General features: G+C 54.9%; 11 protein-coding genes. 5 read left to right on the forward strand and 6 right to left on the reverse strand.

Annotation, left to right across the window (positions count from 1 at the left end; genetic code table 11):
* Window positions 1–131 precede the first annotated feature (131 nt).
* Window positions 132–2,597: a glycerol-3-phosphate 1-O-acyltransferase PlsB gene (gene plsB / locus AC2A1E_RS16245; protein WP_484384604.1), complete on the forward strand. Its 2,466-nt coding sequence runs from the start codon at window positions 132–134 to the stop codon at window positions 2,595–2,597.
* A gap of 62 nt (window positions 2,598–2,659) precedes the next feature.
* On the opposite strand, the gene ubiA is transcribed toward plsB, so the two are convergent.
* Together ubiA and ubiC are read right to left on the reverse strand one after the other, a co-directional pair.
* On the reverse strand, window positions 2,660–3,526 hold the full coding sequence (gene ubiA / locus AC2A1E_RS16250; RefSeq protein WP_484384605.1) for a 4-hydroxybenzoate octaprenyltransferase: 867 nt from the start codon (window positions 3,524–3,526) through the stop codon (window positions 2,660–2,662).
* Between the two features lie 36 nt (window positions 3,527–3,562).
* Window positions 3,563–4,024 (reverse strand): chorismate lyase, encoded by a 462-nt coding sequence (gene ubiC / locus AC2A1E_RS16255; RefSeq protein ID WP_484384630.1) that lies wholly within the window; start codon window positions 4,022–4,024, stop codon window positions 3,563–3,565.
* Between ubiC and AC2A1E_RS16260 the strand changes: the two genes are divergently transcribed.
* A complete protein-coding gene (locus AC2A1E_RS16260; RefSeq protein ID WP_484384631.1) occupies window positions 3,963–4,142 on the forward strand; it encodes a hypothetical protein in 180 nt (59 codons plus the stop codon). The genes ubiC and AC2A1E_RS16260 overlap by 62 nt on opposite strands.
* 169 nt (window positions 4,143–4,311) lie before the next feature.
* On the opposite strand, the gene malM is transcribed toward AC2A1E_RS16260, so the two are convergent.
* The 4 genes from malM to AC2A1E_RS16280 form a co-directional block, all read right to left on the reverse strand.
* Entirely contained in the window at window positions 4,312–5,232 is a 921-nt protein-coding gene (gene malM / locus AC2A1E_RS16265; RefSeq protein WP_484384606.1) for a maltose operon protein MalM, read from the reverse strand.
* Between the two features lie 121 nt (window positions 5,233–5,353).
* On the reverse strand, window positions 5,354–6,658 hold the full coding sequence (locus AC2A1E_RS16270; RefSeq protein ID WP_484384607.1) for a maltoporin: 1,305 nt from the start codon (window positions 6,656–6,658) through the stop codon (window positions 5,354–5,356).
* 36 nt (window positions 6,659–6,694) lie between these two features.
* Window positions 6,695–7,810 (reverse strand): maltose/maltodextrin ABC transporter ATP-binding protein MalK, encoded by a 1,116-nt coding sequence (gene malK / locus AC2A1E_RS16275; protein ID WP_473189617.1) that lies wholly within the window; start codon window positions 7,808–7,810, stop codon window positions 6,695–6,697.
* Window positions 7,803–8,777 carry an alpha-amylase family glycosyl hydrolase gene (locus AC2A1E_RS16280; RefSeq protein WP_459400281.1) on the reverse strand — a complete coding sequence of 325 codons (975 nt, stop codon included), beginning with the start codon at window positions 8,775–8,777 and terminating at the stop codon, window positions 7,803–7,805. The genes malK and AC2A1E_RS16280 overlap by 8 nt, the downstream gene beginning before the upstream one ends.
* Window positions 8,778–9,130: 353 nt before the next feature.
* Between AC2A1E_RS16280 and malE the strand changes: the two genes are divergently transcribed.
* From malE to malG, 3 genes are all read left to right on the forward strand, one after another.
* Window positions 9,131–10,327 (forward strand): maltose/maltodextrin ABC transporter substrate-binding protein MalE, encoded by a 1,197-nt coding sequence (malE, locus tag AC2A1E_RS16285; protein ID WP_484384608.1) that lies wholly within the window; start codon window positions 9,131–9,133, stop codon window positions 10,325–10,327.
* Window positions 10,328–10,422: 95 nt separating this feature from the next.
* On the forward strand, window positions 10,423–12,000 hold the full coding sequence (malF, locus tag AC2A1E_RS16290) for a maltose ABC transporter permease MalF (protein WP_484384609.1): 1,578 nt from the start codon (window positions 10,423–10,425) through the stop codon (window positions 11,998–12,000).
* Between the two features lie 12 nt (window positions 12,001–12,012).
* Window positions 12,013–12,903 (forward strand): maltose ABC transporter permease MalG, encoded by an 891-nt coding sequence (gene malG / locus AC2A1E_RS16295; protein ID WP_459400284.1) that lies wholly within the window; start codon window positions 12,013–12,015, stop codon window positions 12,901–12,903.
* The last annotated feature ends 62 nt before the right edge of the window (window positions 12,904–12,965 follow it).

Below are 12,965 nucleotides of genomic sequence, written 5' to 3' on the forward strand. Positions count from 1 at the left end.
CTAAGGTGAGTCATAATTTACCTATGTGTTTCCAGAGCCGTTAACGGCCTTGGAATTCCCAACACCACAGATCTGCTACCTGGTTTCTGGTATGCTTGCGGCGCATTGCTAACAAGAGGCTTTATGTTGTTATGTTAGGTTGGCGTAAAATATATTATAAACTATTGAATTTACCACTGAAAATGTTGGTAAAAAGTAAGGTTATCCCTTCGGATCCGGTCACGGAGTTAGGGTTAGATCCCTCACGGCCAATTCTGTATGTTTTACCTTATAATTCCAAGGCAGATTTGCTCACCTTGCGCACCCAGTGCCTGGCGTTGGATCTGCCCGACCCCCTTAACTCGCTGGAGATCGACGGCGCCGTTCTGCCGAGCCACGTGTTTATCCATGAAGGCCCGCGCGTATTCCGCTATTACACGCCAAAAGAAGAATCGGTAAAACTGTTCCACGACTATCTGGATCTGCACCGCAGCAATCCGGATCTCGACATTCAGATGCTTCCGGTATCCGTGATGTTCGGCCGCTCACCGGGGCGTGAAGGGCACGGAACACCGCATCTGCGCCTGCTGAACGGCGTACAGAAATTCTTCGCCATACTGTGGTTAGGGCGTGACAGTTTTGTCCGCTTCTCCAATACCGTTTCTCTGCGGCGCATGGCCACCGAGCACGGTACTGACAAAACCATCGCGCAGAAACTGGCGCGTGTCGCGCGCATGCACTTCTCGCGTCAGCGCTTGGCCGCCGTTGGGCCAAGCCTGCCGGCCCGTCAGGATCTGTTCAACAAGTTGCTGGCTTCTAAAGCGATTGAAAAAGCGGTCGAAGACGAAGCGCGCAGCAAAAAGATCACTCACGAAAAAGCCCAGCAAAATGCCATTGCGCTGATGGAAGAGATTGCCGCCGATTTCTCTTATGAAGCCGTACGCCTTTCCGATCGCGTGTTGAGCTGGACCTGGAACCGGCTGTATCAGGGCATCAACGTCACCAAAGCCGAGCGCGTGCGCCAACTGGCGCAAGACGGCCACGAGATTGTCTATGTGCCCTGCCATCGCAGCCACATGGATTACCTGTTGCTGTCTTACGTGCTTTACCATCAGGGGCTGGTGCCGCCGCATATCGCCGCAGGCATCAACCTGAACTTCTGGCCAGCCGGGCCGATCTTCCGCCGTTTGGGGGCGTTCTTTATCCGCCGTACCTTCAAGGGCAACAAGCTCTATTCCACCGTGTTCCGTGAATACCTTGGTGAGCTGTTCACCCGGGGCTATTCGGTAGAATATTTTGTGGAAGGTGGCCGTTCCCGTACCGGACGTTTGCTGGAACCGAAAACCGGCACCCTGTCGATGACCATCCAGGCGATGCTGCGCGGTGGGACTCGCCCAATCACATTAGTGCCGGTTTACATCGGTTATGAGCATGTGATGGAGGTAGGGACCTACGCCAAAGAGCTGCGCGGTGCGACCAAAGAGAAAGAGAGCCTGTTGCAGATGCTGCGCGGCCTGCGCAAACTGCGCAACCTCGGCCAGGGCTACGTCAACTTTGGCGAGCCTCTGTCGTTGACCTCTTACCTCAATCACCATGTGCCACAGTGGCGCGAGTCTATTGATCCGATCGAAGCCCAGCGCCCAAGCTGGCTGACGCCAGCGGTCAACGATCTGGCTGCCCGGATCATGGTGCGTATCAACAATGCGGCGGCGGCCAACGCCATGAACCTGTGTGTTACCGCATTGTTGGCATCGCGCCAGCGGGCGCTGACTCGTGAACAGTTGATTGAGCAACTGGATTGTTACCTTCAGTTGATGCGTAATGCACCTTATGCGCCTGATGCCACCGTGCCAGCACAAACGCCGGAGCAGTTGCTGGATCACGCGTTGAACATGAACAAGTTCGAGGTGGAAAAAGACAGCATCGGTGACATCATCATCCTGCCGCGCGAGCAAGCGGTGCTGATGACCTATTACCGCAACAACATTCACCATATGCTGGTATTGCCTTCGCTGATTGCCACCATCGTGATGCATCACCGTCGCGTATCACGCGATGAGTTACTGCGCCAGGTCAGCCTGATCTATCCGATGCTGAAAGCCGAACTGTTCCTGCGCTATGAAAAAGAACAGCTGCCGGAGGTTCTGCAACCGCTGATCGACGAACTGGCCCGCCAACAGTTGATTTGCCACAAAGGTGACGAGCTGGTGCTGAACCCGGCGCGTATTCGCCCGCTGCAACTGCTGGCGGCCGGTGTGCGCGAAACCTTGCAGCGTTACGCGATTACCATGTCGATCCTCAGTGCCAACCCGAGCATCAACCGTGGCGCGCTGGAGAAAGAGAGCCGCATCATGGCTCAGCGCCTGTCGGTGCTGCACGGTATCAATGCGCCGGAGTTCTTCGACAAAGCGGTGTTCTCCACCCTGGTGGCGACGCTGCGTGAAGAAGGCTATATCAACGATATCGGCGATGCGATCCGTGAGCACACCATGGAGGTTTACACCATGCTGAGCGATCTGATCACGCCGGAAATCAAGCTGACCATCGAAAGCGTCAGCACGCCGGAAGAGACTAACGAGTTGCCGGAAACGGCAGACGTGGAAAAAACTGGCGAATAGCGTCGTGTTTCAACAGACTAAGGCACCCGAATTGGGTGCCTTTTCTTTGCCTGCAATCAGGCTCAGAGATAGCTCAGCGCAATGCCGATAAACAGCACTAAGCCAACGTAGTTGTTGTTCAGGAAGGCAGTGAAGCAGGCATCGCGATCGCGGTTGGCGATCTGTTTCTGCTGATGGATAAACAGCGCTCCGGCCAGCAGCAATGACCAATAATAGGCACCGCCAAGCTGTATCATATAGCCCACCCACAGCATCAACAGCAGGGTGGCAAACTGCAATAACCCGACGATCAGCTTGTCATGGCGGCCAAACAGCACGGCGGTGGACTTAATGCCGATTTTCACATCGTCATCACGATCCACCATGGCATACAACGTATCGTAAGCCACCGTCCAGCAGATATTCGCCAGGAACAGCAACCAGCAGCTCAGAGGCAATGATTCGCTGACGGCAGCATAAGCCATCGGGATCGACCAGCCGAATGCGGCCCCCAACACCACCTGCGGCAGGTTGGTCACCCGCTTCATAAACGGATAAACCCAAGCCAGGGCCAGTGCCGCCAGCGAGAGCCAGATGGTCATGGCGTTTAACGTCAGCACCAGGGCAAAGGAAATCAGCACCAGCGCGACAAACAGAATTTTGGCTTCTTTTTCACTGACCCGACCACTCGGCAACGGGCGACCAGCGGTGCGCTTCACATGCCCGTCAAAAGCGCGATCGGCATAATCATTGACCACACAGCCTGCTGCACGCATCAGGAATACGCCCAGCACGAACACCAGCAATACGGGCAGCGACGGCACCCCCTGCCCGGCCAGCCACAATGCCCAGAGCGTCGGCCACAGCAGCAACAGCGTGCCAATCGGTTTATCGATGCGCATCAGGTGGCTATAGGCCTGCCATTTGCTTTGAGTCACGCTTCCTTCCAAGATCCTTTTCTCCCCTTATTATGCCGGAATACCGTCCTACACCGCATACAGCGGAGAAGACGGTAAAAACAGTTCAGTCAGTAACAGTGGTTTATCCGCCAGGCGTAAGCGGGAACGTCGGGCCCACAATTCTCCCTGCTGGCCAACATGAATGTAATCGCGAGTTAACGTATTGCTGCTGAACAGATAGCGGCCCAGCGGCAAGGTGCCCAGATCGACCAGCGCCTGATCCGGGCCGGTCAGCGTTTCCTGTGGGATCACCGTTCGCCCCAACAGCCAGGGCTGGCCATCCCCCAACAATACAATCTCACGCAGCCAATAACGCTCGCTGTAAGGTAAATGTTCGGCTTCTTCGCCCAACTGCTCGCAGGTCACGAAACATTCGCGCTGGGGCTCGACCTGCACCAGGCCACAATGGCGCTCAAAACGGCGAGTCATGGAACCCAACTCCATCAGCCAATCGCTAATGGCGGCGGGTATCGGGGAGTTTTCAGGCAACCACGCAATGGGCGGCAGGATGGAATCCCTATTGCCAGACATGTTCTACTCCATGGCAGAAACCACGCCAGACGGGCGGTTCCTGACCCTACAAATCGTTAACAGATTGTCATTGTAACGCAGAAACCCGAAAGCGGCAGGTTGATTCGCAGTGAAATCAGTAGAGTTTTTAACAGGAAGGGAACGGGTAAAACGGAAGAACAGCCATTGGAAAAGCCCTTGCCACACAGGAAAAAAGGTGCGCTGGAGGCGCACCAATCATCAAGCCAGCATCAGCAGCGTGGGGATTACCCCTTGCCTTTCACACTGCCAATAAACGTTTCGCGTGCGGTGGTAGAACCCAGTTTTTCGGCCTCATTCATCAGTTTCAAGGCCTTATCGATATCGCCAGCCTTAACCGCCTGTTTGATACCTTTATTGAAGTAGGCTTCGGTGTCATTGAGCATCGGTTCTGCTGGAGCAGCAGGTGCCGGGGCGGCGACAGGTGCAGCAGGTGCTGGTGCCGTTGAACCCACCACCACCGGTGCAGGTGCTGAAGAGTTTGTCAGCGGTAAGCCAATCATGACGCTGCCCATATTTTGCTCTGAGCGCACTTTCAGGTTCAGCTCACCCGTTGGGCTGTGCCGGGCAATTGGGTCTGGAATATCCGGGACCGCATTCCCTACTCCCATAGCGTAGGCTTTGGCCGGGTCAAGGAGTTGGGTGGTAGCCGCTAAATCCTGGCGGGTGGTGTACACCAATACGTAGATCTGTTTCTGCCCCAGAGCGGGCGTCAGCTTCATCGTGCCTTCCAAACGATCGCCAGACATCACGCCCGCGCGTTCATACGGGAAATAACTGCTGGGATAAAACGCGGCGGGCCGCATTTGCTCATCCAGAACCAGCACGCTCGGTGCAAAGACGCTACGATCGTTCACCAGGCTACTGAGGGTAATTTCCAGCGAACCGCGATCCGCTGGCAACGTAAATGCGGCTACCTGCCCCTGAATATCGCCTTGGCTAACCTGCGGGTTGGCCTCGGTGATCTTAAAACTTTCGCTGGCTGGTGGTACTACCGGTTTCCAAGGCAGCTTTTGCAGCGTGTCATGGGCAATCGCCGGGGCAACCGAGACATCCGCCTGCGCGTTAAACGCTGTGGCGTGCGCCATCAGCGGCAGTGCGGAACCACAAATCAGTGACAGATAAAAAGCGAGTAGATTTTTTTTCATTGTGATGGCCCTTTCGAAAAGAGGCGAGGAAGCTGACGCGCAACTGGCAAGAAGAACGCGTCAGCCAAACAGATTAACGAAAAGTTGATGCAGCCGAACTTACGTTCGGCTGCGAGATTGCTTACCACCAGGCTTCGAATTGCGCACCGAAGGTCACTTCATTGTCGCTACCACGGCCGCCGTTATTGACCGCAGCTCCATTGTTGTCATAGCCCCACTTCTCATCCCAGTTGGCATAGGTGGCGAAAACGCGCAGTGCCGGGCGTGACCAGATGCTGTCGCCAGCCTGCCACTGTTGGGCCAAGGTCAGCTTGTACTGGCTGTTACGCTCATCGGTTCTCTGCGACTTGACGTTGTCATAGCCCGCTTCAAACAGGGTGCTCATGATCGGAGTCCATTTGTACATCGGGCGGATACCCACGGTGTACCAGGTGGTGCCGTTGTTGTTGTCCAGATTGATATTCTGGTACATACCAACGTACATCATTTCCCAATCGTCGCTCAGCTTCACCGCACCATGATCCAACAAGCGCAGCATATGGCCGTCGTTATTGACGCTGGCACCCTGGCTGTGGCCTGAGTTCCATGAGGTCATAGAGTCCGTGGCGTACTGTACAACAAACTTGTTAAAGCCACCGAGCATGCTCTGAGTGTGTTCCGCAGTGGCCATTACGCCGTTTTTCGAAGCGCCAGGTTGCAGTTCAACACCATCTTTAGTGTTGGCATTGCCATAATCAACGCCTAACTCCAGCGTACCGCCTGGGTTGGTTTCCATACCTGCCAAACGCACGTCATAGACATCGTTGTAAACATCGGCTGTATTTCTGACCTGGCGTGTCTGCAATCCTGAAACCGGATCAACAAACCACTCAGTTCTGGTATCACCAAAGGCAGCAGAACCACCCGCTTCGGTATTACGAGTCACAGCAAACGACAGCTTACCAAAGCCCAGATCGACGTTTTCCAGACCTGCACCTGGGCCAGAGATATCCCAGTAGTAGAAGTCGATCATATGAACGTCATGACGTTGATAAAAACGCTTACCTGCCCACATATTGGCACCAGGCAATGCGGCAATCAGGTTTTTACCCTGGACGTTCATCTCACGGAAGGCTGGACTGGTAGCTTCCCAATCATTGGCCTGATCGACACTGTAAGCAACGTTTGAGTCCAGGTAGAAGCTTTTATCACCGTCTTTCCACAGTTCCTGACCCAGCTTTATTTCCGCATAAGTCTCACATTCGTTACCAAGGCGATATTTGCTTTGGGCACCCGTAGCCTTGAAGCACTGTTGTGCACCGCCGCTGCCGGTCCAACCAATACCAGAACGTGCGTAACCATGAAAATCCACTGCCATTGCTTGCGTAGATAAAACTCCCGCGGCGACAGCCAGTGCCAAAGGAAGTTTGCGCAGAGTAGTCATCATTATTCTCCTGTTATAGTTGCCTGTCGGCATGCGTGCTTAAACGCCCGGTTCCTGATGCAGCCTGCGGCATGCCGTACCGTCCTCACGGAACAGATGGCAGCGGTGAGGCGGCAACCCGATAGCGAATGTTGCACCTTCTTCTACCAGCACTACGTCATTCTGGCGGTACACCAGGTTCTGACGAATTTCTGGAATTTGAATATGAATCTGGGTTTCGTTACCCAGTTGCTCTACGACCTGCACTTCGCCCATCAGCGCTACCGCAGATTCGGAGCTCGGTAACAGATGTTCAGGGCGAATGCCCAACGACAGGTTGGCCCCAACCACGACGCCCTCAGACTCAACCGGTAACCACACCAGTTGGCGATTAGGCATCGGCAGTTCAACCTGCACGTTATTGTGTTCAACGGCAGTCACTTTAACCGGCAGGAAGTTCATCTTCGGCGAGCCGATAAAACCGGCGACAAAACGGTTGGCCGGGTAGTGATACAGCTCCAGCGGCTTGCCGATCTGAGCGACACGCCCGGCATCCAGCACCACGATTTTGTCTGCCAGCGTCATTGCTTCGACCTGATCGTGGGTGACGTAAATCATGGTGCGCTGCAAGCGCTTGTGCAGGCGCGAGATCTCAATGCGCATCTGCACACGCAGGGCGGCATCCAGGTTAGAAAGCGGCTCATCGAGCAGGAACACATCCGGTTCAGCAACCAGAGTACGGCCGATCGCGACCCTCTGGCGCTGGCCGCCGGACAGGGCTTTTGGCCGCCGATCGAGCAAATGCGCCAGTTGCAGCACTTCAGAAACCTGGTTGACCCGCTGGGTAATTTCCGCTTTTTTCGCCCCAGCCAGTTTCAGACCGAACGACATGTTGTCGGCCACCGACAGGTGCGGATACAACGCATAGGACTGGAACACCATGCCGATACCGCGTTCGGCAGGCGGCACTTCGTTCATGCGTTTTTCACCAATGAACAGATCGCCGGAGGTAATATCCTCAAGCCCGGCAATCATGCGCAACAGCGTCGATTTACCGCAGCCCGATGGCCCGACAAACACCACAAATTCACCGTCATCGATGGTCAGATTAACGTCCCTGGAAATCACGGCCTCACCGAAGGCCTTATAAACGCTGCGCAGTGTGACGCTAGCCATGCGTTACTCCCCTGCTTTCGCAGTTAACATTTCGTGTAAAAATGGCAGATGCAAAACCCGCCAAAACCCATTGCTGATCCTCTTGCTGCGCACCGTGCTGCCAAGCCAAAGGAATAGTTGCCTCAGACGGCACGGCCGGCTGAGTATATGGCTGCAGGTTGATTAGCGCTTCAAGGCATTGATCCTGATGGGTAATGAGTAAACGAATTACGCCATCCTGCTGGCTGACCGAACTCAGTTCACCGTGCTGAATCACCGGCAACTGGCGCAAAGCCAACAAAGCCTGGCAGTAACGTAACGTTGAGTTGTTGTCATGCTGCTGGCGGCTGATCGCCAACGCACGATGTTCGATAGCCACCTGCTGATACCAGTGGATTTCACCGGCAGTTACCTGCTCCGGGGCCTCGTGCCAGGGCATTGGCGTTTGTGCGCCGTGCGGCTCTTGTAAACCGGCTGCGTGCGGCAGGCCAAGCTCTTCCCCCTGATACAGGCAGATAGGGGCTGGCAGCAACGCCAGCAACGTCAGAAAAGCCTGGGCGGAACGCAGGTCACCCTGCCCCCAGTGGCTGACCACGCGCGGCTGATCGGCTTCACCGGTACTCCAGACGTTTTCCGCCAGCCGGTGACGGTGGGTATTAAGGACCGCCACCAGTTTCTCAACGCTGAATGGCATCACCTCCAGCGCCAGCACACCACGGGCATAGTGCTGATCGGGTGCTGCGCTGCGGCAGATACGGTTTGGCCCTTCGCTGTGCCAGAGCGCCAACCCGTGCCCCGCCACTTCCGCACCGGCCTCTGGTGGCAACGCCTGCGGCAGCAACAAGCCATCCACGGCCAGCATCTTCAGATAGGGCAACGCCGCCATCATGCCGGGTACATCACCAACACCATCGCCGTTTCCATCGCGGAAACTGACCGGATGGATCCGGTACAACGTCGGGTGAGTGGCAGTACGCATTAACGACATAAGTCAGGGTTCCTGCTGTACATGGCGAAAAAATCAATGTTGCTGATAGTGAGGTAATGACAAGAAGGGGTAATCATCCGTAACAGGATTTTTCATGGGGGAGGAGATGGGAGGATGAGGGAACTACGGTTCCCGGTCGAAGTTCCCAGCATAGGGCAAATCTGTGATCTCCTTTGCAAAAATCGCCCCCCCTTTATGTGCCTGACACCACAGAATAGGGCGCAATGTTAGCTGGATCACACTACTCAGGCATGGGGCGTAGACGGGGGGAGGATGAGAAAGTATCCGGTTGTGACCCACTATGAGCGCGAAATTGCTCTCCTTACCGCAGTGCCTACATAAAGGATGGAATTATGAATCTCAGAATGAAAAAAAGCGCACGCATGCTGGCGCTTTCGGCCTTAACCACGCTGGTGCTGTCTTCTTCTGCCTTTGCCAAAATTGAAGAAGGCAAACTGGTTATCTGGATTAACGGCGATAAAGGCTATAACGGCCTGGCCGAAGTTGGCAAAAAGTTTGAGAAAGACACCGGCATTAAGGTGACTATTGAGCATCCGGACAAACTGGAAGAGAAATTCCCGCAGGTTGCCGCGACCGGTGACGGCCCGGACATCATCTTCTGGGCACACGACCGTTTTGGCGGTTACGCACAGTCTGGCCTGCTGGCAGAAATCCATCCTTCCAAAGCCTTCCAGGAAAAAATCTATCCTTTCACCTGGGATGCAGTTCGCTTTGACGGCAAGCTGATCGGTTACCCGATCGCGGTTGAAGCCCTGTCACTGATTTATAACAAAGATCTGGTCAAAGACGCACCGAAGACCTGGGAAGAGATCCCGGCACTGGATAAAGAGCTGCGCGCCAAAGGCAAGAGCGCCATCATGTGGAACCTGCAAGAACCCTACTTCACTTGGCCAATTATCTCGGCCAACGGCGGTTATGCCTTTAAATTTGAAAACGGCAAATACAATGTTAAAGACGTGGGCGTAGCCAACGCGGGCTCACAGGCCGGTTTGCAGTTCATCGTCGATCTGGTGAAGAATAAGCACATCAACGCCGATACCGATTACTCGATTGCTGAAGGCGCATTCAATAAAGGCCAGACCGCCATGACCATCAACGGCCCGTGGGCCTGGTCAAACATCGAACAGAGTAAAATCAATTATGGCGTGACTCTGCTGCCAACCTTCCAAGGCAAGCCGTCTAAACCGTTCGTCGGTGTACTGACCGCAGGCATCAACGCCGCCAGCCCGAACAAAGAACTGGCGACCGAATTCCTGGAAAACTATCTGATCACCGATCAGGGCCTGGCTGACGTCAACAAAGACAAGCCGCTGGGTGCCGTGGCGCTGAAATCGTTCCAAGAGCATCTGGCGAAAGATCCACGCATTGCTGCCACCATGAAGAACGCGCAAAACGGCGAAATCATGCCGAACATCCCACAGATGAGCACCTTCTGGTATGCGATGCGCAGTGCCGTGATCAACGCCATTACCGGGCGCCAGACGGTGAAAGCCGCACTGGAAGATGCACACGCCCGTATCATCAAGTAATACCCGGCAACCGGTGGGCTCTGTGCCCACCTTGCCCTTAAGCTGTGTGGGATGCGGTCAGCATCCCGCTGTAATACCCCAGAAAGGAATGCCCTATGCAATTAGCTCACGCCGGTTTGCCCGCGCGAAAAAAATCGAAGTGGTGGCAAAGTGACATTCTGAAATGGCTGTTCGTCGGCCTGTTCAGCTTGGTGACTTGCTATCTGATTGTGTTGATGTATGCACAGGGAGAATACCTGTTCGCGATTCTGACGCTGGTGCTGGTCAGTGCCGGGCTGTATGTGTTCGCCAATCGCCGTGCCTATGCCTGGCGCTATGTGTACCCAGGTGTCGCCGGGATGGGGCTGTTCGTCCTGTTCCCGCTGATTTGCACCATCGCCATCGCGTTTACCAACTACAGCAGTACCAACCAGTTAACCTTTGAGCGGGCTCAGTCGGTACTGATGCAACGCCAATTCCAGACCGGTAAAACTTTTACCTTCGAGCTTTATCCGACGGCAAACCAGCAGTGGCTGATGCAGTTAACCCACCCGGACAGCGGCCAATTACTGATTTCTGAGCCGTTCAGTCTCAATAGCAGTGAACCGCAGACGCTGAAACTGAGCGCTGAAAGTGCCTCCCCTGCCGGCGAGCGCGCTACGCTGCGGGTGATTACTCAAAACCGCCAGGCGTTGAGCCTGATGGTTGCAAAATTACCGGACGGCGGTGAGCTGCGCATGAGTTCTCTGCGCCAGTTCTCAGGCACCAGCCCTCTTTATACGCTGGGCAAAGACGGCAAAATACTGACCGACAATCAGACCCAGATCCAATATCGCCCTAATCCGCAGATCGGTTTCTATCAGGCGATTAATGCCGACGGCAGTTGGGCGAAAGATACCCTCAGCCCAGGCTATACCGTCACCACCGGCTGGAAAAACTTCCTGCGCGTGCTGAACGATGAAGGCATTCAGAAGCCTTTCGTCTCGATCTTCGTCTGGACCATTATTTTCTCGGTGCTGACCGTGATTTTCACCGTCGCAGTCGGTATGGTGCTGGCCTGCGTGGTGCAGTGGGAAGCACTGAAAGGCAAAGCGATCTACCGCGTGCTGCTGATCCTGCCCTATGCCGTACCGTCGTTTATTTCGATCCTGATCTTCAAAGGCCTGTTCAACCAGAGCTTCGGGGAGATCAACCTGATGCTCAGCGCGCTGTTTGGCATCAAACCAGCCTGGTTCACCGATCCGATCACCGCTAAGAGCATGATCCTGATCGTCAATACCTGGCTGGGTTATCCGTACATGATGATCCTGTGCATGGGGCTGCTGAAAGCCATTCCTGACGACTTGTACGAAGCCTCAGCGATGGACGGTGCCACTCCGATGCAGAACTTCTTCCGCATCACGCTCCCGTTGCTGATCAAACCGCTGACGCCACTGATGATCGCCAGCTTCGCCTTTAACTTTAACAACTTTGTCCTGATCCAACTGCTGACCCGTGGCGGGCCGGACATGATTGGCACCACCACGCCAGCCGGTTATACCGATCTGTTGGTGAGCTACACCTATCGCATCGCCTTTGAAGGCGGCGGCGGGCAGGACTTTGGCTTGGCAGCGGCCATTGCTACGTTGATCTTCCTGTTGGTAGGCGCACTGGCGATCTTGAACCTGAAAGCCAGCAAGATGAATTTTGACTAAGGGAGAACGATAATGGCTATGGTCCAACCCAAATCACAGCGCGTGCGTCTGTTGATCACCCATATTCTGATGCTGAGCTTTATTGCTTTAATTATGTTCCCATTACTGATGGTTATCGCGATATCGCTGCGTTCTGGGAACTTCGCCACCGGCAGCCTGATCCCGGATCAGATCTCCTGGGATCACTGGCGGTTGGCGCTCGGTATGAGCGTGACCCATGCTGACGGCACTGTCACTCCGCCACCTTTCCCGGTGCTGTTGTGGCTGTGGAACTCGGTTAAAGTGGCGGCGATCACCGCCGTGGGTATTGTGACGCTATCTACCACCTGCGCCTACGCCTTTGCCCGCATGCGCTTTCGCGGTAAAAGCACCCTGCTGAAAAGCATGCTGATTTTCCAGATGTTCCCGGCCGTTTTGTCCTTGGTGGCGTTGTATGCCTTGTTCGATCGCTTGGGCCAATACATTCCGTTTATCGGCCTGAATACCCATGGCGGCGTGATTTTTGCCTATATGGGCGGCATAGCGCTGCACGTCTGGACGATTAAGGGCTACTTCGAAACCATCGATAACTCGTTGGAAGAAGCGGCTGCGCTGGATGGGGCGACCCCGTGGCAGGCATTCCGCCTGGTGCTGCTGCCGCTTTCAGTGCCAATTCTGGCGGTGGTGTTTATTCTGTCATTTATTGCGGCGATCACCGAAGTTCCGGTCGCTTCTCTGTTGTTGCGTGATGTAAACAGCTACACGCTGGCCGTCGGTATGCAGCAATACCTGAACCCGCAAAACTACCTGTGGGGCGACTTTGCCGCCGCCGCCGTGCTGTCAGCCATTCCGATTACCGCCGTGTTCCTGTTGGCACAGCGCTGGTTGGTGGGTGGCCTGACTTCTGGCGGCGTGAAAGGCTGATAAATTACCAGGTTCGGTGATGCCGGGCCCGGTAAGTGTTAAATCCTGTGTTTTTGTCTACT

Source organism: Serratia sp. HNCC26DJ206, assembly GCF_057180605.1.

Excerpts from the sequence above, each read along its gene's own strand:
- plsB (WP_484384604.1), top strand. The coding sequence starts at position 132 with ATGTTAGGTTGGCGTAAAATATATTATAAACTATTGAATTTACCACTG.
- AC2A1E_RS16260 (WP_484384631.1), top strand. The coding sequence starts at position 3,963 with ATGGAACCCAACTCCATCAGCCAATCGCTAATGGCGGCGGGTATCGGG.
- malM (WP_484384606.1), bottom strand. The coding sequence starts at position 5,232 with ATGAAAAAAAATCTACTCGCTTTTTATCTGTCACTGATTTGTGGTTCC.
- AC2A1E_RS16270 (WP_484384607.1), bottom strand. The coding sequence starts at position 6,658 with ATGATGACTACTCTGCGCAAACTTCCTTTGGCACTGGCTGTCGCCGCG.
- malK (WP_473189617.1), bottom strand. The coding sequence starts at position 7,810 with ATGGCTAGCGTCACACTGCGCAGCGTTTATAAGGCCTTCGGTGAGGCC.
- AC2A1E_RS16280 (WP_459400281.1), bottom strand. The coding sequence starts at position 8,777 with ATGTCGTTAATGCGTACTGCCACTCACCCGACGTTGTACCGGATCCAT.
- malE (WP_484384608.1), top strand. The coding sequence starts at position 9,131 with ATGAATCTCAGAATGAAAAAAAGCGCACGCATGCTGGCGCTTTCGGCC.
- malF (WP_484384609.1), top strand. The coding sequence starts at position 10,423 with ATGCAATTAGCTCACGCCGGTTTGCCCGCGCGAAAAAAATCGAAGTGG.
- malG (WP_459400284.1), top strand. The coding sequence starts at position 12,013 with ATGGCTATGGTCCAACCCAAATCACAGCGCGTGCGTCTGTTGATCACC.